Consider the following 18571-nt stretch of genomic DNA (forward strand, 5'->3'; position numbering starts at 1 on the left):
CCCGGATCACCTGCCATGCCCGATGCCCTGGTCGAGATGAGGCACGTGACTCATCTCGACTGCCTGCGCAGAAGCACGTCGCGAGGATGGCAGGCGGGTGGATATGCCCCGTTCAGGCGCCTACCCGTTCCCCGAATTTCTTCTGCAGCTTGCTGAGCTTGGGCGGGATCACCGCCATGCAATAGGGGTTCCTGTCCCCCACCCGCTCCCAATATTTCTGGTGATAATCCTCGGCCGGATACCAGGGCGCCATCGGCTCGATCGCGGTGACGATCGGGCTTGCCTGATCCGCCTGCGCGCGCGCGATCGCGACCTTCGCCTCGGCTTCCTGCGCGGGCGAATGGGGGAAGATGGCGGAGCGATATTGGGTGCCGACATCATTGCCCTGCCGGTTCAAGGTCGTCGGATCATGCGTCGCGAAGAAGATGTCCAGCAGGTCGCCATAGCTGATGACCTCCGGGTCGAAGCCGATCCGGATCGCCTCGGCATGGCCGGTGCCCCCGGTGCAGACCTCCTCATAGGTCGGGTTGGGCTTCGCGCCGCCGATATAGCCGCTCTCCACCGATGCCACGCCCTTGAGCCGCTGATAGACAGCCTCCGTACACCAGAAGCAGCCGCCGGCCAGGGTCGCGATCTCTTGCGCCATCATATGTCCTTCCAAAAGGGTTGGCGCATAGATAGTGCGGCGATGCGCGGCGTTCCAGTCGGCTTCGACGTGGGAGAGATACCGCGACCAAGGTGCCCGCAGCCGCGCTCACATCGTGCAGAACGAGACTATCTCGAAGGGTGGAAAGCAGAAGGCCCAGTTTTATCCCCTCCCCCCAATTTCGTCATCCCGGACCTGATCGGAATCCATGAGCGCAAACGCTGCCCGTCGAGCCAATGGATGCCGGATCAAGTCCGGCATGACGGTAAAGGGTGGGTGGCGGAATGGCGGCTATTAGGGAAAAGCTGCCATGATGTTTTTACCGTTTGATGAGCCCCTGACCAAACAGGGCTTGAAGTAATTCACCGCTCAAAAACTTCAGCTCGGGTGTATCCCCGTATGCGATTACACCTTTTTCTCCTTTAAACCGTGGAAAGGGAGGAAACATTCCAGGACAAACCGGAGGAGGAAAGCCATGGCTTATGTCGACCCTAATGATTGTTCCCGGCCTAGGGTGGCCCTTATATGTGTGAAGCACCTTAAAGCGCGGCCGCCCATTTGTGCTCACAATCTCCCCGTAAAGAATTTCAGTGGCCCAACCATATATGCCTTGGGCTTGCTCGGCGGTTGACGGGGGAGGAGGTTCTGGCATTCTTGGTGGGGGTGGCAAACACGCAAATGCGGGAGCCGACAAACAAGCGATGATGCCCAGAATTGCAACAACGGTGAACTTCTTCATAGCGATCCGTTTGTCGAGAAGCCTTGATGGCAGGCTTGAAAGCTATTTGCCTAAAAGGCGAATGTCTACAAATGGTCGCAACCCACCCGGCTGCTTTTCTTCTTCCGACCAACGAAACTACATCGCCGCCTCCAGCGCGAGATATGCAGCCGCAACGGTGCAGACGCCCAGAGCGAAAACGAAACCCCAAATCGCAGACGCCGTCAAACCGCGCTTGCGTTCATCCGGTTTCGTCATCGCCTCCGCCACCTCACCCCGCCTTCTGCATTTCCGCGATCAGGGCGTTGTCGATGTCCTTCTGCCGCTTGTAGGCCGGGCGTTCGCGCAGGCGGGCGGCGTAGGCTTCAAAGGCGGGGCGGGTGGGGATGGTGCCGAAGCTGAGGCCCCAGTCCACCTGCGCGCCCACATAGACATCGGCGGCGGTGAAGCGGGCGCCGCAGATATAGTCGCCCTTTGACACAGCGCCTTCCAGTGTGTCGATTACCGCCTCAAGACTGCCGTAACCGGCCATGCGCGATGTCTTCTCGTCGGTCTTCACGCCCAGCGCGTTGTTGGTGACGGCCGCTTCCACCGGGCCGGCGGCGAAGAACAGCCAGCGATAATAGTCGGCCAGTTCCTCCCGGCGCGGGGCAAGGCCGGCGTCGGGGAAGGCGGCAGCGAGATAGGCGCAGATGGCGGCGCATTCCGTCACCACCCTGCCGTCATGGACGATGGCCGGCACCTTGCCCATCGGGTTGATCGCCAGATAGTCCGCGCCCTTCATGGTGGAGGCATAATCCAGGATCACCGCTTCATAGGGGACGCCGACCTCCTCCAGCGCCCAGCGGGCGATCTGCCCGCGCGACATGGGGTTGGTGTACAGGGTCACGGTGCTGCTCATTGGCTTCCTCCCTCATGCGAATCATTTGGAACATATGTAGAACATTTGTGGATGTCAGGCGAGTCCCGCATCTTGCTTTATGGTGAAGCGCCCGTCTTCCAGCCGCCCGTCTTCCAGCCCGTCATGCCGAACCTGTTCCAACATCTATCCTGCCTCCTCAAACAACTGCGGATGGGGAGAAATGGATGCTGAAACAAGTTCAGCATGACGAGGCGGGTGGGGTGGAACCCGGTTCAGCAGCCGATGCCCGCCGCGCCCGCGAGGATGCCGCCAAAGCCGCCTTTGCACTTCTTCTTGGGCGGCGGGGCATCGCCCTTGCCGCCGCTCTGTTCCTCGCCGCGCATCATCGCGCCCATATCCGGCCCGTTCAGCATCCACATGGTGTTGGAGCGATAGCGCACGCGGGCGATCCATTCGGGCTTCCAGACGATCTTGGGATCGGCGGGGCGCGGCGGCCAGGCGAAATTCGCTTCCGGCCCATAGGCGTAGAGCGATCCCATCATCATCTGGCTCGCGGCCTTCTTCACCTCCGCCGGCACGATGCAGCTGGTCTGGCTGGGCGGCATCACCACTTTCTGCCCGATCAGCTTCTGCACGGCGGCGGGCGAGAGCCAGTCCCACATCGGCCCGCCGAACTGCTGCGTGGTGGAGGATGCCCACCAGACCATGTCCATCGCCTTGCCATCCGGCCCCGGATTGGCGGCGAAGACCCAGGTATAATAGCCGGTCGCATTGGGCAGGCTGTTCCAGTTCAGCTGCACCGCGCCGCTGGGGAGCGCGGTGGACTTGCCGGAGAGCGCGGCCATGAAATCCTGATCGAGGGCGAATTTGATCTCCGGCGCGTAATTGCCGGCGATGCGGTGGTCGCCGATCAGCGAGGAGCTGGCGGAGACGGCTTTCGTATCCTTGCCATTGGGCCAGTCGCCATAGGTCTTGCTGTTGGAAAAGCGCACCTGCCAGTCGGCGGGCAGGCTGGCGGGGGTGGCGTAGAGGCCGGGCGGCATCTGGCCGGCGGCGACCTTGGCAAAGTCGATGACGACGGGCTGGTTCTTGGGCGCGGTCGGGCCGCAGCCCCAATAGATCAGCAGGCGCCCCTTGGGCCGCTCGAACGGCGCCGGCTTTTCCTCGCCCTTGCTGATGGTGGGCGTGACGAGGGGCACGGATTTGCCGAGCTTCGCGCCCGTGGGCATGAAGTGATCGGCCCTGGGCGCGCCGCCGGTGGCGGACTGGCTGGAGCCCAGGCGCAGCACCAGTTCATGGATCACCCGGTCGCCACCGCCGCCGAACATCATCGACATCGCGCCGCCCATGCCGCCGCCCTGCCCCATGGCGGCAAAGCCGGACATGGTGCCGGCATCCATGGTGTAGCGGGCGATGGGCGCGCTCTGCTGCTGGCTTGCGCCGGGCGCGGCGAGCGTCGCGAGGGCGGCCAGCGCGGCGGCGCTACGGAAAAGGGCGGATTTCATCTGGTTGCGCACTGTCACTCATCCCCTGATGCCGAGTTTGCGGACGCGACCTTTTCTTTTGCCGCTTCCATAGCAGCTTTGATTTAGCGGTGCGCGGGGAATGTGGGGGTGATGGGGGGAGGACTGATACGCGCCATTTGTTGTCGTCAGCGAGCGTGTAGCAGCTTCCTGGAACCGGCCATTCGTTTATCGAGTGCCGATGACGTAAGGGTGACTTGTCTTAGAGACATTCCTGCCATTCACGACAGTCGCGGCAAATGACCGGGATTGGTTGAGGCCGTGTAAAAACGCCGAAGGCCAGTTTGATCACGCAATATTGATTCATGGATGATCGCCCACGGATTCTTTCCGTACGCGACAGCCACTTTGCGGATTCTGAAGTTGTTCATTTCGTTTGCGGCGAGACGTTTTTACACAGCCTCGGTTAGAAGCCGCCATGAAGATCGTGCGATCGGGCCGACCCGACTACAGCGGGATCGCACCTGCCGCGAAGGCTTGCTGATAGGACGCGAGCGCATTCGCGGGGACTATCATTTGCGCCATGATTGTCAGCTTCCCGTGGGCACTGGCGTCACCAAGGGCGCAGGCTCGGGCGGCTGCGCGCCCTTTCGTTTCAGTGTGAACTTGATGCTTGCCTCAGCTCCCGCTTCGGCGATGAATAGGAGTTCGCCTTTGGCGCTCAGTGTAAGACCGACCTCAATCTCCTCAATCGACCATTCCTTGGAGCGGGCGGCAATGGTCGAACTCAACTTCATGAGCGTATCGACGGTCCTGCCCCATTGCTCCTGGACTTCGGCCGCACCCACTCGGGCGACGCGTCCGAGCCCCGGTACCCAGTCGCGCATCGAATGATGCTCGACCGACGGATCGGGTGGCAGCATCGGTGCGGTGTCGCCTTCGGGCACGAAGATGGAGATTTCAAATTCATCGGGTGCGGCCTCAGTCATCACGGTGCTCCTTACAGATAGGGAAGGACATCGAGTGCGAGGATCGCCTGCTCGAAATTCTGGGCAAGCCCGCGCTGCCCGGTGGGCGCGCTCGGCACATTCATCGCGCCCCGATAGAGGCCGACCGCATCGCCATTGGCGGCGCGGATGAGCGCGCCGGAATCGCCTTTGGTGGCGGGTCGATCAAGGCACAGGGTGACGCCGACCTCGCGCGTGTTGAGCACGCCGCAATTGTTCTGGACCTCGACAACCGTGCGCGACACCGGCCCGGACTGACAGTCGACCGTAACCGGCATGCCCATCGATGCAAAGCTCAACATCGGAAGCGGCGCCGGTTTGTGGCCAGGCGCCGGCGTCAGCACGAAGGCGGCATCGACCGGCTGAAAGTAGCAGCGGCCCAAGCTCGCAACATTGCCCGACGCCATCGGCACCGCGCGGCCCGGCCGATTGCCGCCGACGGCATGGCCGGCGGTGAGCACGCCCCAGAGCGAACTGGTCTTGCACTGCGCCCAGCAGGCGCCGGTCGCGCCGCTCGGATGAGCGACGTGTAGATCGATCTCCGACTGGCGGATCGCAAGCGGGAAATCTTCCTTGCCAAGGCGCGGAAAACCGATCCTATCGATGACCGCAAATGTCGGTCCGTTCCATTGGGGAACATCGATGATGAGGCCCAGACCGGGCGTTTCGGACTCGCGATCGAACAGACCGAATGAAATGCGCTTTATGTCCAGTCCCGGTCCGATTGGGGGGAACCATGGCTTGTCCCGCCAGTACCGATCAAAGTAGCCCTCGGATCGATAGCGGCCGAGCCCCAACTCGGAGAAGATCGCATAAGTCCAGCGTGTCGAGCGCGCGATCAACTGGCGATCCTCGCCGATGAACTCACCCCAGCGCTCGATCTCGTCGATGACGTCGCCCGGCACCTGTTCGAGCGACGGGTCTTCGCGCGGTAAGAATTCGCGCAGATAGGCGTCTGAATATTCCATGAGATCGTCCCCCATCCTGTCGCAACTATGAGTCGCGACGCTCGTTGCGGCAACGATACAGCATCACCCGACAAGCGCCGCGCGAAATGCGCATCAATCAAATTCAGATAGGGGCAGGCGCAGCTCCGTTTCAGATGAAGCGAACAGTAGCTTTTCACAGCGGCTGCTATAGTCACGAGCAGATGCGCCAGCGATAACTACGGAATAACTGAAATGGTTGGCAGCTGCCTGTGAAATGATTTTCAAGCAAACGGGAGCTATTCAGTCTTCGCCACTTCGAACCAGCCATTCCGCAATCGGCCACTGCATCCCTCACCAATATTCGGAAAATGCGCTATCGCCTTCCGCCAGAGCATTTTCAATTTGACCGTTTACGGTCAATGGCTCGGAAAATGCGACAACAAGGGACGAGAGCGTTTTCGCTCATCGTGAAAACGCTCCAATTCAATAAAAAGGGCGACCCGAAGGCCGCCCTTTCCCTTAATCACACTCGGCCCAAGCCTTATTTCTCGGCCTTCTCCGCCGGCTTCTTCGGCGCACCCTTCTTGCCCTTTTTGGGAGCGGCGGGGATGATTTCGAAGGCCAGGGCGTCGTCCTTCATGCGCACATGCACCTCGCCGCCATGGGCGAGCTTGCCGAACAGCAATTCCTCGGCCAGCGGCTGCTTGATCTTTTCCTGCATCAGGCGGCCCATCGGGCGCGCGCCGTACAGCTTGTCATAGCCGCGCTTGGTGAGCCATGCCTTCGCCTCGTCGTCCAGGGTGATGTGGACGTCGCGGTCGGCCAGCTGCAGTTCCAGCTGCAGGATGAACTTGTCGACCACGCGGGCGACGACTTCGGGCGGCAGGTAGCCGAAGGGCACGATCGCGTCGAGGCGGTTGCGGAATTCCGGGGTGAAGAGCTTCTTCACCGCGTCCTCCTGCACATCCTCGCGGGCGATGTTGCCAAAGCCGATGCCTTCCCTCTCCATGTCCGACGCACCGGCATTGGTGGTCATGATGAGGATGGTGTTGCGGAAGTCGACCGTCTTGCCGTGGTGATCGGTCAGGCGGCCATTGTCCATCACCTGCAGCAGGATGTTGAACAGGTCCGGATGCGCCTTCTCCACCTCGTCCAGCAGCAGCACGCTGTGCGGATTCTGGTCGACCGCATCGGTCAGCAGGCCGCCCTGGTCGTAACCGACATAGCCCGGAGGCGCGCCGATCAGGCGGCTGACCGAGTGCCGTTCCATATATTCCGACATGTCGAAACGCTGGAGCGGAATGCCGAGCAGATGCGCGAGCTGGCGGGCCACCTCCGTCTTGCCGACGCCCGTGGGGCCGGAGAAGAGATAGTTGCCGATCGGCTTATCCGGATCGCGCAGGCCCGCCCGCGACAGCTTGATCGCGGAGCTGAGCACCTCGATCGCCTTGTCCTGGCCGAAGACGACGCGCTTCAGGTCCTGCGTCAGGGTGTTGAGCACGGTCTTGTCGTCCGACGACACGGTCTTGGGCGGGATACGCGCCATGGTGGCGATCACCTGTTCGATCTCCTTGGGGGTGATCGTCTTCTTGCGCTTGGAGGGGACCACCAGCATCTGCATCGCGCCGACCTCGTCGATCACGTCGATCGCCTTGTCGGGCAGCTTGCGGTCGTTGATGTAGCGCGCGGACAGCTCCACCGCCGCCTTGATCGCGTCGGGCGTGTATTTGACGTGGTGATGCTCCTCGAAGGCCGTGCGCAGGCCGGTGAGGATCTTGATCGTATCCTCGACCGTGGGCTCGTTCACGTCGATCTTCTGGAAGCGCCGGAGCAGCGCCCGGTCCTTCTCGAAATGATTGCGGAACTCCTTGTAGGTGGTGGAGCCGATGCAGCGGATGGTGCCGCCCGACAGCGCGGGCTTCAGCAGGTTGGAGGCGTCCATCGCCCCGCCGCTGGTCGCGCCGGCGCCGATCACCGTGTGGATCTCATCGATGAAAAGCACCGCATGCGGCATCTTCTCCAGCTCGGTGACGACCGCCTTCAGCCGCTCCTCGAAATCGCCGCGATAACGGGTGCCCGCCAGCAGCGCGCCCATGTCGAGCGAGTAGATCACCGCTTCCTTGAGCACCTCTGGCACGTCGCCCTCGATGATCTTGCGGGCAAGGCCCTCGGCGATGGCGGTCTTGCCGACGCCCGGATCGCCCACATAGAGCGGGTTGTTCTTCGACCGGCGGCACAGGATCTGGATGGTGCGGTCCACCTCGGCCGTGCGGCCGATCAGCGGGTCCACCTTGCCGCGTTCCGCCTTCTCGTTGAGGTTGACGGTGAACTGGTCGAGCGCCGAATCCTTCTTGTTCTTGTCCACGGGCTTCTTCTCTTCCTCGGCAGAGCCCTTGACCTCGCGCTGCTCGGGTGCTGCCGTGCCCTTGCCTACGCCATGCGAAAGATAGCTGACCGCGTCGAGGCGGCTCATGTCCTGCTGCTGCAGGAAATAGACGGCATAGCTCTCCCGCTCGGAGAAGAGCGCGACCAGCACGTTGGCGCCGGTCACTTCATCCTTGCCGGAAGACTGCACATGCAGGATCGCGCGCTGCACCACGCGCTGGAAACCGCTGGTCGGCGAGGGATCGGTTTCGCCCTCCACCTTCAGGCTGTCCAGCTCGGTGTCGAGATACTGGGTAACAGCGTCGCCCAGTTCGCCCAGGTCCACGCCGCAGGCCTGCATCACCTTGGACGCATGCTCGTCGTCGATGAGCGCCAGCAGCAGATGCTCCAGCGTGGCATATTCGTGGCGCCGCTCCGAAGCGTGGGTCAGCGCATTGTGCAGGGTCGTCTCTAGGGCGGCTGCGAAGGAAGGCATCAGCTCATACTCCTTGCCCCGGGGTGGGGCCTGTGTTGAACCCTATGTCGGAACGGAGCGCCCCACGATCAAGCCGTGCCGATGCACGGCCTTCGCGATGGTGCCCCGAAACCGCCCTCCGCCAGGCCGCCCGTAGGGAGCGATCCGCGTGGAGAGAGGAAAGGCGCGGCATGGGCTCATTTCCTGAATAACGCCTCGGCGCTTGCCTTATGGTTAACGGCGGCGTTCATCTTTTGTCGGCTGCGGACGATCTCGGCCTCAAGCGCGACGATCCGCACCTGCAATTCCGCCACGGAGAAGGGATCGAGATCCTGCGCCATCAGCCGGGCCAGAGGATCATCGGCCTTCTTCGGCAGATATTCTTCCATGTCCATCGGTGCAGTGTTGACGCTGCGTTCGCCGCTGTCAATAAGGGCGCCGAACCGTCCGTCGCATGCATTGCTGCGGTGCGGAAATGGGCTTGCCTCGGGGGGTAATGGGATGGTTGAGCTGGGCGCTGTTCCCGCAATGATGACGGCGATCGGCATCAGCGCGCCCGGCGGGCCGGACGTCCTGGTGCCGCAGCAGCGCCCGGTGCCGCAGCCGGGCGTCGGCGAAGTGCTGGTCCGCGTCGCCGCGGCCGGCGTCAATCGCCCCGACGTGATGCAGCGCATGGGCAAATATCCCGCGCCCGCCGGCGCCTCCGACCTGCCGGGGCTGGAAATTTCCGGCACCGTCGTCGCGGTGGGGGAAGGGGCCGATGCCGCGCTGGTCGGCACGCCCGTCTGCGCGTTGATCGCGGGCGGCGGCTATGCGCAATATGCCGTTGCGCCCGCCGTCCAGTGCCTGCCGGTGCCCGACGGCTATGACATGGTGGAAGCCGCCGCGCTGCCCGAAACGCTCTTCACCGTGTGGACCAACCTGTTCGAGCGCGCCTATGTGGTGGAGGGCGACACCGTGCTGGTGCATGGCGGCACCAGCGGCATCGGCACCATGGCGATTGCGCTGTGCCGGCTGTTCGGCATCACGATCGTCGTCACCTGCGGGTCGGACGATAAATGCGCGCAGGCGCTGGCCTGGGGCGCCACGCATGCCGTCAACTACCGCACGCAGGATTTCGTCGAGGAAGTTGCGCGGATCACCGATGGCAAGGGCGTGAACGCCGTGCTGGACATGATCGGCGGCGATTATGTGCCGCGCAACCTCAAATGCCTGGCGGAGGATGGCCGCCACGTCTCCATCGCGACGCAGGCCGGGCCGAAGGCGACGATCTTCCTGCCGGAGATCATGAGCCGGCGGCTGACCCTGACGGGCTCCACCCTGCGGCCCCGTTCGGTCGCGTTCAAGGGGCTGGTCGCGGAAGAGATCGCCCGCACCGTGTGGCCCTTCGTCGCGGAGGGCACGCTGCGCCCCGCGATGGACAGCCGCTTCCCGCTGGCAGAGGCGGCAAAGGCCCATGCCCGGATGGATGCGGGCACGCATTTCGGCAAGATCATGCTGGTGGTTTCCTAGCCCTTGATCGTGCCGGAATGGCGGAAATCGTAGCATTTCCGTCATATTCCAACTTAAATTGTCACAGTGCGCAGCTAGGGATCGTGCCCCGAGGACATCGACCTTGGGGGACTGGACATGGATGCGATCAGCCGGCTGCCTTTTGCCGCCGACGTCGAGGATTTCGATCATCTGCCTTTCCATGTGCCGGAGCGCACATCGGGCAGCCGCCGCCGTTTTCGTACCATCTGGATTTCGGACATCCATCTGGGCACGCGCGGCTGCAACGCGGCGATGCTCACCGACTTCCTGGACAGCGTGGACAGCGAGACCATCTATCTGGTGGGCGACATCATCGACGGCTGGCGGCTGAAGAAGCGCTTCTACTGGCCGGCCGCGCATAACGACATCGTCTGGCGGATCATGAAGCGGGCGAAGCGCGGCACCCGCGTCGTCTACATCCCGGGCAATCATGACGAGATGTTCCGCCAGTTCACCGGCCTCAATTTCGGCGGCGTCGAAATCCGGCGCAAGGCGATCCATGAGACCGCCGACGGCCGCAAGCTGCTGGTGCTGCATGGCGACGAGTTCGACACGATCATGCTGGCGCACCGCTGGCTCGCCTTTGTCGGCGACGCGGCCTATTCGATCATGATGCGGCTGAATATCGTGGTGAACGCGGTGCGCCAGCGCATGAACCTGCCCTATTGGTCGCTCTCCAAAATGGCCAAGCACAAGGTGAAGAACGCGGTCGCGTTCATCTCCAAGTTCGAGGAAGTGGTGGCGCATGAAGCCGGCACGCGGGGCGTCGACGGGGTGGTGTGCGGGCATATCCACACCGCTGAAATCCGCGAGATCGCGGGCATCGCTTATTATAATGACGGCGACTGGGTGGAGGGATGCACGGCGCTGGTCGAGCATTTCGACGGCCGCATGGAGGTGCTGCACTGGGCCGAGGAAATGGCGGCGCGCGACGCGATCGAGGCGGACCTGGCCCGGCCCCGGCTGGTCGCCTGATCGCTGGGGAAAGACGGCCATGCGCATCGCCATCGTCACCGATGCCTGGGCGCCGCAGGTGAACGGCGTGGTGCGGACCCTGCGATCGGTCAGCGCCGAGCTGGAGCGCGCCGGCCATGTGGTGCGGATCGTCTCGCCCGATCAATATGGCTCGCTGCCCTGCCCGACCTATCCCGAAATCCGGCTGGCGGTGGCGCGGGCGCGGACGGTGGGCCGGGCGATCGCCGATTTCGCGCCGGATGCGATCCATCTGGCGACGGAGGGGCCGCTGTGCCTGGCCGCGCGGCGCTGGTGCCTGCGCAACAGATTGCCGTTCACGACCGCCTACCACACCCATTTCCCGGACTATGTGGCGCAGCGCACCGGCCTGCCCGCTGCATGGTTCTGGGCCTATATCCGCTGGTTCCATGGGCCGGCGCAGGCGGTGCTGGTGTCGACCCGGTCGGTGCGCGAGCAGCTGCGCGCCCATGGCATCGCACAGGTGCGGCCCTGGGGCAGGGGCGTGGACCTGGCGAATTTCTCGCCCGATGTCGCGGCGCCCGATGCCTATGCCGGGTTGCCGCGCCCGATCCAGCTCTATGTCGGCCGGGTCGCGGTGGAGAAGAATCTGGAGGCGTTCCTGGCGTCCGGCCATCCCGGCACGAAGATCGTCGTGGGCGACGGCCCGGCGCGCGCAGCGCTGGAGCGGGCCTATCCCGATGCGGTCTTCCTCGGGCCCCTGTCGGGCGCCGACCTCGCCGGCGCCTATGCCGGGGCGGACGTGTTCGCCTTTCCCAGCCGCACCGACACCTTCGGGCTGGTGATGATCGAGGCGCTGGCCTGCGGCACCCCGGTTGCCGCCTATCCGGTGACGGGCCCCATCGACATCGTCACCGCGCAGACCGGCGCGCTGGCCGAGCGGCTGGAGGACGCCATCGCCCAGGCGCTGACCCGCGACCGGGCAGCCTGCGCGGCCTATGGCGCCACCTTCACCTGGGCGGAAAGCGCGCGGCAGTTCCTGGGCGGGCTGCATGCCTTCGATCCGGCGGCGATCGGCGAGGCGGCATAAGTTGCAAACCGATATGAATGATCGATTGTCCTGACTTGGATTGAGCCAATCCTGCGCCGTCACCCCCGCGTAGGCGGGGGTGACGGTCGGAAATACCAGTCCCCAACCTGACGCCATCCGGGGCCGTCCAAGCTTGCCCTTGCCGTGGCGCCCGCGATGGACTACATCATCGGGGTGCGAAGGCCGTCCCGTGAGGGGCGGCCCTTATTGTTTGCAGGAAGAGGCTTCCCGTGTCCCAACCGCTCATGCCCCATGCGACCGCCAGTTGGCTGGTCGACAACACCGCCCTTGGCTTCGACCAGATCGCCGAATTCTGCGGCCTCCACATCCTTGAGGTGCAGGCCATCGCCGACGATACCGCCGCGACCAAATATACCGGCCGCGATCCCGTCCGCGCGCATGAGCTGACGATGGACGAGATCCACAAGGGCGAGGCGAACCCCGATTATCGCCTGAAAATCCTGAAGGGCCCCGAGCCCGTCCGCCGCACCAAGGGCCCGCGCTATACGCCGGTCTCCAAGCGCCAGGACAAGCCCGACGGCATCGCCTGGATCTTGCGCAACCATCCCGAAGTTTCGGACGGTGCGATCGGCAACCTCATCGGCACCACGCGCACCACGATCCAGGCGATCCGCGAGCGCAGCCACTGGAACATCTCCAACATCGTGCCCAAGGACCCGGTGACGCTGGGCCTGTGCTCGCAGCGGGAGCTGGACGCGCTGGTCGCCAAGGCCGCGAAGAAGGCCGGCATCGAAGCGCCGGTCGACAATCGTCTGGATGGCGACCGTGCCGCCCTGATCCAGGAACTGCGTCGCGAGCGTGACGATGCCACGCGCCGCGCCGAAGAGGCGCTGCACAGCGAGGCGCAGATCATCTCCGAGGTGGCGACCATCCTGGACCCGTTCAGCAACAACAAGGGTCACATCTGATCCTCCGGGGCTGATGGCCGGCCGGCCCCATGCTGGCCGGCCCCATGCCACCGACCCGCCCGCAGGGGCCTGCAAGGCATTGAAACGAGGCACCTGACTTCGTTTCAATGCCGTCGCTGCGGCGCGCGCAAACCGTCCCTTTGGCTCCCCCGGACGCATGGCGATGGCCCCTGACCCGGCGGGTCGCGCCGAGTCGTAGCCCCGCGATGAGCCTCCTGCGCGTGGCCTGCAAAAAATTTCTCCAGTGTCCGCCGCTACGTCAAGCGCGTGAGCGGATGCCGCCTCGCCGCACTGTTTCATGCCTTGTGAACGGCGCTGATTGCGCGCGCCCGGCAATCCCCATAGATTGTCCGTAATGGACAACGATACGATCCCCTGGAGAGAGCATTACAACCACCCGGCCGCGTGGGAGCAGACGTTCCCGCCGCTGTCCCTGCCGGACATGCTGGCCGCCACCACGGCGCGCGCGCCCGACAATCCGCTAATCGACTTCATGGGCCGCAAGTTCAGCTATGCCGATGTGCTGGACGGGGCGCGGCGGGTGGCTTGCGGCCTGCAGGCGATGGGGGTGGAGAAGGGCGACCGGGTCGGCCTCTATCTGCCCAATGTGCCCCATTATGTCGCGGCCTATTACGGCATCCTGATGGCCGGCGGCATCGTCGTCAATTTCTCCCCGCTCTATACCGCGACCGAGCTGGAGCATCAGGTCGAGGACAGCGGCACGAAGATCCTCTTCACCCTGTCGGCCCGGGCGCTGCTGCCTACCGCGCTCAAGGTGCTGGAGGGAAGCAGCCTGGAGAAACTGGTGGTCGGATCGGTCGCCGGGGTGCTGCCGCGCACCAAGTCGCTGCTCTATCGCCTGTTCAAGCGCGCCGAGTCCGTCGCGCCGCCGCATGATCCGCGCATCACCGCCTTTTCGAAGCTGATCGACAATGACGGCGGTTGCACGCAGCAGGTCATCCACCCCTATAACGACATCGCCCTGCTGCAATATACCGGCGGCACTACCGGCACGCCCAAGGGGGCGATGCTGACGCATCAGAACATGACGGCGGTGGCGCGGCAGGTGCAGCTGATCGACCCGCGCCGGGGCGATCCCGCGCAGGACAGGATCATGGGCGTGCTGCCCTTCTTCCATGTCTTCGCCAATACCTGCGTGCTCAACCGCACGGTGCTGAACGGCGGCGAGATCATCCTGCTGCCGCGTTTCGACGCCGTGCAGGTGCTGGCCGCGATCCAGCGCACCCATGCGACCGCGCTGCCCGGTGTGCCGACCATGTTCCAGGCGCTGTTGGATCACCCGGCGATCAGCAATGTGGACCTCTCCTCGCTGCGCGTCTGCATCTCAGGCGGCGCGCCGTTGCCGCTGGAGGTGAAGCAGCGGTTCGAGGCGGCGACGGGCGCCAAGGTGGTGGAAGGCTATGGCCTCACCGAAAGCAGCGGTGTCGTCTCCTCCAACCCCTATGAGCTGCTGAACAAGACCGGTACCATCGGCCAGCCGATCCCCGGCACCACCGTCCGCCTGGTGGACAAGGAAGACCCGACCCGCCCGCCGCCCGAGGGCCAGCCGGGCGAGATCGTGTTTTCCGGGCCGCAGGTGATGAAGGGCTATTGGCAGCGGCCAGACGCCGATGCCGAAGTGTTCGTGGGCAATTACCTGCGCACCGGCGATGTCGGCGAGATCGACGCGGACGGCTATATCCGTATCGTCGACCGGCTGAAGGACATGATCGCCGTCGGCGGCTTCAAGGTGTTCCCCAGCCAGATCGAGGCGGTACTCTATCACCACCCGGCGGTGCGCGAGGCGCTGGTGATCGGCATCCCCGACCATTATCGCGGCGAAAGCCCCAAGGCGTTCGTGACGCTTCAGGGCGGCGCGACCGTTGATGGCCCCGAACTGATGGCATGGCTCAATCCGCAGCTGGGCAAGCATGAACGCGTGGTGGCGGTGGATGTGCGCGAAACGCTGCCCAAGACGCTGGTCGGCAAGCTCTCCCGCAAGGAACTGGTGGCCGAGGAAAAAGCCAAGGCGCTGGCGGGGGCGGCTTAGACGCGCGTGGGCGTGCGGTAGCGGGGGTTATCGACCATTCTTCGACGTTGTGGGAATGATTGCTCGATCTCAACAGCGGACGTAATCTATCGTCTAATGCTTCGAAATTCGATGGGCGAGAGTTCAAAGAATGGCGACGCTTAAGCCGAGGCCGGGGAAACCAGAGTGAATGGGGTGGGCTTATTTGGGGCTGGGCTGGCAATTCTTGCCGGCACCGTTGCCGTTTTCAGCCTGATGACCGCAGTTATTCCTGCGAGGTGGCCGATGCCTGCGGTGGCTCGCAAGGACCATCCATTCCAATATTGGTTCACAATTGGCGGATACATATTGGGGGCATTAAGCGGTCTCTTGCTGGCGATCCGTTTCATTTCCTAGCGTGTCGCAATCCTACAATCGTCAAATTCCAAGGGCGGCTAACTCCGTATCTGGAACCGAACGCGGTCGTTCAGCTACCCACCCCTTTCGTCATTCCCGCGCAGGCGGGAATCCATCTCCCATCAGAAGACGCTGGATGCCAGGTCAGGAGATGGGTTCCCGCCTGCGCGGGAATGACGAAAGAATGATGTTGGATTTCCCCTGACTATCGGCCCGCGTCCCGCATCTTTTCTGGGCCAGTCTTTCCCAACCTCTCCCTTTTGCGCGCCTCCCGCAGCCCCGCCGATCCCTGCTTGCCCCGCGCCATCACCGCCTTATTGTCACGGCACACTGATACAGGCACCAAGGGCGCAATATGACGAAACCCCTCTCCTTCCTCGCCACCTGCCTGCTGGCAGCCTCCGCGCCTGCAATCGCCCAGAACGCCGCCTCCGTCCCCGAAAAGGGCAAGCCTCCGCTCACCGAGCGTACCGAAGCGACCGGCCTGCCCCTCACGCCCGAGCAGCAGGCGGTCGATTTCACCACCGCCGATCTTGCGATAGAGGTCCTGCCCGATCGCCATGCCATCGCCGGCACCGCGAAGCTCAGCTTCACCGCAAAGGCGCCCGTCCGCGCCATGGTCTTCGACCTCGATCGCAACCTGCCGATCAGCGCCATCGCCTTTGACGGCAAGCCCCTGCCCGCCTCCGCCTGGCGCAATCCCGATGGCATGGTGCGGGTGGCGCTACCCCGTCAGATCGCGAAAGGACAGGGTTTCACCCTCACCGTCCGCTATGCCGGCACGCCCCATGTCGCGGTGAACGCGCCCTGGGATGGCGGCTTCGTCTGGGCGAAGACCAAGGATGGCAAGCCCTGGATCGCCACCGCCGTGCAGGGCGAGGGCTGCGACCTGTTCTGGCCCTGTTTCGACAATCCCATGGTGGAGGTGGGCACCGTAGACCTGCACATCACCGTGCCGCAGGATCTGGTCGCGCCCTCCAACGGCGTGTTCATGGGGCTGAGCGCCGAGGCCGATGGCCGCCGCACCTGGCACTGGCGGGCGAAGCATCCCAATGGCTATGCGATCGCTCTCAACATCGCGCCCTATAAGGTGATTGAGGCAGACTATAAGAGCCGCTTCGGCAATGTCATTCCCATGCGCTACTGGTATCTGCCGGGCGAGGAAGCGCAGGCAAAGGCGCTGTTCGCGCAGTTCGCCCCGACGCTCGATTTCTTCGAGGCGATGATCGGCCCCTATCCCTTTGGCGACGAGAAGCTGGGGGTGGTCGAGACCCCGCATCTGGGCATGGAGCACCAGACGATCAACGCCTATGGCAATGGGTACAAACAAGCGCCGGAGGGCTATGACTGGCTGTTCCACCATGAATTCAGCCATGAATGGTTCGGCAACCAGCTGACCAACAGCAACTGGGACGATATGTGGCTGCATGAGGGTTATGGCAGCTATATGCAGCCGCTCTACCTGCAATGGCGCGGCGGCGAGATGCCCTATATGCAGACGCTGTGGAAGCAGCGCATCGCGCTGATGAACCGCTTCCCCGTCGTCTCCGGCAAGCCGATGACGGAGGAGCAGGTCTACAACAAGGAGATCGGGCCGGGGAACGACATCTATAACAAGGGATCGCTGGTGCTGCACACGCTGCGCGGCCTGATCGGCGACACGGCGTTCTTCGATGCCACCCGCCGCATCGTCTATGGCCGGCCCGATCCCAAGCCGGGCAATTTCACGCCCCGCTTCGCCAGCACGAAGGATTATGAGGCGATCCTGCGGGACGTGACGGGCAAGGATTACAGCTGGTTCTTCGACAGCTATTTCCGCCAGCCCAGGCTGCCGCGGCTGGTGGAAAGCCGCGAGGGCGACCGGCTGACCCTGCGCTGGGAAACGGCGGCGAAATCGACCTTCGCCATGCCGGTGGAGGTGGATGTCGCCGGCACCCTCATCACCCTTCCGATGACCGACGGCACCGGCACGCTCACCCTGCCGCCCGGCGCCCGCCCACGCATCGACCCGATGAGCAAGCTGCTGCGCCAGAATGACGAGATCGACGCCTTCCAGGCATGGAAGGCCGCGGAAGACGCCAAGGCGAAGGAAAAAGCCCCGGCGGGCAAGTGATCCGGGGCGAGACGCGGCCGAGCGCGGGACGGGCCGATGGCCTGCGCCCTGCGCCACGCCCGATTCTCTCCCGCGCAGAACCGGGTGCAGGGGTTGCTCCCCATGGACATAAAGCCCCACCGTGGACAGAAGCGCTGCGCGTTATTGCGTCCGGGGCGTTGCGCTCCGATAAGGGCACATGACAAATCAGAGACAAACCACCGCACATCCTCTCTCGCGAATCCAGCAAAATGTCCTGGCCGCTTCCGAACGCCGGCTTCTGACATGGCTGTGCAGCCGCATGCCCCGATGGGTCACGCCCGATCTTCTGACGGCTGCGGGCATGGCCGGCGCCGTGGCGATCTTCATCGGCTATGCGGCCAGCGGCGCTTCCGCCGCCTGGCTGGGCGTGGCGCTCTGCGGCTATGCGATCCAGTGGTTCGGCGATTCCATGGACGGCAGCCTGGCACGCTATCGCCGGATCGAGCGGCCATCCTATGGCTATTTCATCGACCATAGCTGCGATGGGCTTGCGACCATTCTCATCCTTGCCGGCATGGGGTTCAGCCCCTTCGTCAGGATGGATGTCGCCCTGATCGCGCTGGCCGGCTATCTGTTGCTCTCGATCCACGCCTTCCTTTCGGCGCGCGTGCTTGGCGAACTGAAGCTTTCCTACCTGTCCGCCGGGCCGACCGAATTGCGGCTGATGCTGATCGCGCTGACCCTGATGATGATGGTGCTCGGTCCGGCACCCGGCCTTTTCGGCGCTATCTCCGGCTTCGATGTCTTTGTGGGGACGATCGGCGTCATTCTGATCCTGCTGTTCGTGACCCAGACCCTCGTCACCGGCCGGCGCCTTGCCCTGAAGGAACGCCAGGAAGGCAGAGGGTGAGCGATGGATCGCGCGATCCATCGCCTGATGTGACGGGATATCGCCGGGCAGGGCATGCTGCCCGGCGGACATGACCGGAATGCAGGAAGACGAATGAAGAAGACGGGAGAGAAAGAAGACTGGGGGAGAGCGCACCTTTCGGCGACGGCTCCATCCCCCATGCCGCAGCCTCGCCATGCCGGTCTTACCGGCGGCTCCGCTCCAGAATTATAT

14 protein-coding genes are annotated in these 18571 nt (G+C 63.9%); 7 read left to right on the forward strand and 7 right to left on the reverse strand.

Going from position 1 to position 18571, the window contains the following annotated elements; all coding sequences use genetic code 11:
- Window positions 1-112: 112 nt before the first annotated feature.
- From msrA to WFP78_RS04580, 7 genes are all read right to left on the reverse strand, one after another.
- Complete coding sequence (gene msrA / locus WFP78_RS04550) at window positions 113-646, reverse strand: peptide-methionine (S)-S-oxide reductase MsrA (RefSeq protein ID WP_336959412.1); 534 nt, start codon at window positions 644-646, stop codon at window positions 113-115.
- Between the two features lie 989 nt (window positions 647-1635).
- Window positions 1636-2265, reverse strand: a complete 630-nt coding sequence (locus WFP78_RS04555) for a glutathione S-transferase family protein (protein WP_336959160.1) — start codon at window positions 2263-2265, stop codon at window positions 1636-1638.
- A gap of 233 nt (window positions 2266-2498) precedes the next feature.
- Complete coding sequence (locus WFP78_RS04560) at window positions 2499-3731, reverse strand: hypothetical protein (protein WP_336959162.1); 1233 nt, start codon at window positions 3729-3731, stop codon at window positions 2499-2501.
- 548 nt (window positions 3732-4279) lie between these two features.
- A complete protein-coding gene (locus WFP78_RS04565; protein WP_336959164.1) occupies window positions 4280-4678 on the reverse strand; it encodes a Pepco domain-containing protein in 399 nt (132 codons plus the stop codon).
- Window positions 4679-4689: 11 nt separating this feature from the next.
- Window positions 4690-5664, reverse strand: coding sequence for a hypothetical protein (locus WFP78_RS04570; protein ID WP_336959166.1), 975 nt, complete (start codon window positions 5662-5664; stop codon window positions 4690-4692).
- A 502-nt stretch (window positions 5665-6166) separates the two neighbouring features.
- Complete coding sequence (clpA, locus tag WFP78_RS04575) at window positions 6167-8485, reverse strand: ATP-dependent Clp protease ATP-binding subunit ClpA (RefSeq protein WP_336959167.1); 2319 nt, start codon at window positions 8483-8485, stop codon at window positions 6167-6169.
- A 176-nt stretch (window positions 8486-8661) separates the two neighbouring features.
- Window positions 8662-8859, reverse strand: coding sequence for a DUF1192 domain-containing protein (locus tag WFP78_RS04580; RefSeq protein WP_336959414.1), 198 nt, complete (start codon window positions 8857-8859; stop codon window positions 8662-8664).
- A 136-nt stretch (window positions 8860-8995) separates the two neighbouring features.
- Here WFP78_RS04580 and WFP78_RS04585 point away from each other — a divergent pair, with 136 nt between their 5' ends.
- The 7 genes from WFP78_RS04585 (at window position 8996) to WFP78_RS04615 (ending at window position 18358) form a co-directional block, all read left to right on the forward strand.
- Window positions 8996-9976 (forward strand): NAD(P)H-quinone oxidoreductase, encoded by a 981-nt coding sequence (locus WFP78_RS04585; protein ID WP_336959415.1) that lies wholly within the window; start codon window positions 8996-8998, stop codon window positions 9974-9976.
- A 117-nt stretch (window positions 9977-10093) separates the two neighbouring features.
- Window positions 10094-10972 carry a UDP-2,3-diacylglucosamine diphosphatase gene (locus WFP78_RS04590; RefSeq protein WP_336959169.1) on the forward strand — a complete coding sequence of 293 codons (879 nt, stop codon included), beginning with the start codon at window positions 10094-10096 and terminating at the stop codon, window positions 10970-10972.
- Window positions 10973-10991: 19 nt separating this feature from the next.
- Window positions 10992-12020: a glycosyltransferase family 4 protein gene (locus WFP78_RS04595; protein WP_336959171.1), complete on the forward strand. Its 1029-nt coding sequence runs from the start codon at window positions 10992-10994 to the stop codon at window positions 12018-12020.
- 245 nt (window positions 12021-12265) lie between these two features.
- Window positions 12266-12949: a DUF1013 domain-containing protein gene (locus WFP78_RS04600; RefSeq protein WP_336959417.1), complete on the forward strand. Its 684-nt coding sequence runs from the start codon at window positions 12266-12268 to the stop codon at window positions 12947-12949.
- Window positions 12950-13304: 355 nt separating this feature from the next.
- A complete protein-coding gene (locus WFP78_RS04605) occupies window positions 13305-14999 on the forward strand; it encodes a long-chain-fatty-acid--CoA ligase (RefSeq protein WP_336959173.1) in 1695 nt (564 codons plus the stop codon).
- A gap of 730 nt (window positions 15000-15729) precedes the next feature.
- The gene (locus WFP78_RS04610; protein WP_336959175.1) at window positions 15730-17487 is read left to right on the forward strand and encodes a M1 family metallopeptidase; all 1758 of its coding nucleotides are present in this window, start codon (window positions 15730-15732) and stop codon (window positions 17485-17487) included.
- A gap of 178 nt (window positions 17488-17665) precedes the next feature.
- Window positions 17666-18358, forward strand: coding sequence for a CDP-alcohol phosphatidyltransferase family protein (locus tag WFP78_RS04615; RefSeq protein ID WP_336959177.1), 693 nt, complete (start codon window positions 17666-17668; stop codon window positions 18356-18358).
- Window positions 18359-18571 lie beyond the last annotated feature (213 nt).

Origin of the sequence: Sphingobium aquiterrae, assembly GCF_037154135.1 — a bacterium.
Lineage (GTDB): Bacteria > Pseudomonadota > Alphaproteobacteria > Sphingomonadales > Sphingomonadaceae > Sphingobium > Sphingobium aquiterrae.

Bases quoted from the DNA above. Each gene is read 5' to 3' on its own strand.
- WFP78_RS04565 (WP_336959164.1), bottom strand. From the start codon at position 4,678: ATGACTGAGGCCGCACCCGATGAATTTGAAATCTCCATCTTCGTGCCC.
- WFP78_RS04605 (WP_336959173.1), top strand. From the start codon at position 13,305: ATGGACAACGATACGATCCCCTGGAGAGAGCATTACAACCACCCGGCC.
- WFP78_RS04560 (WP_336959162.1), bottom strand. From the start codon at position 3,731: ATGAAATCCGCCCTTTTCCGTAGCGCCGCCGCGCTGGCCGCCCTCGCG.
- WFP78_RS04570 (WP_336959166.1), bottom strand. From the start codon at position 5,664: ATGGAATATTCAGACGCCTATCTGCGCGAATTCTTACCGCGCGAAGAC.
- WFP78_RS04555 (WP_336959160.1), bottom strand. From the start codon at position 2,265: ATGAGCAGCACCGTGACCCTGTACACCAACCCCATGTCGCGCGGGCAG.
- WFP78_RS04610 (WP_336959175.1), top strand. From the start codon at position 15,730: ATGACGAAACCCCTCTCCTTCCTCGCCACCTGCCTGCTGGCAGCCTCC.
- WFP78_RS04590 (WP_336959169.1), top strand. From the start codon at position 10,094: ATGGATGCGATCAGCCGGCTGCCTTTTGCCGCCGACGTCGAGGATTTC.
- WFP78_RS04580 (WP_336959414.1), bottom strand. From the start codon at position 8,859: ATGGACATGGAAGAATATCTGCCGAAGAAGGCCGATGATCCTCTGGCC.
- clpA (WP_336959167.1), bottom strand. From the start codon at position 8,485: ATGCCTTCCTTCGCAGCCGCCCTAGAGACGACCCTGCACAATGCGCTG.
- WFP78_RS04615 (WP_336959177.1), top strand. From the start codon at position 17,666: ATGACAAATCAGAGACAAACCACCGCACATCCTCTCTCGCGAATCCAG.
- msrA (WP_336959412.1), bottom strand. From the start codon at position 646: ATGGCGCAAGAGATCGCGACCCTGGCCGGCGGCTGCTTCTGGTGTACG.
- WFP78_RS04585 (WP_336959415.1), top strand. From the start codon at position 8,996: ATGACGGCGATCGGCATCAGCGCGCCCGGCGGGCCGGACGTCCTGGTG.
- WFP78_RS04595 (WP_336959171.1), top strand. From the start codon at position 10,992: ATGCGCATCGCCATCGTCACCGATGCCTGGGCGCCGCAGGTGAACGGC.
- WFP78_RS04600 (WP_336959417.1), top strand. From the start codon at position 12,266: ATGCCCCATGCGACCGCCAGTTGGCTGGTCGACAACACCGCCCTTGGC.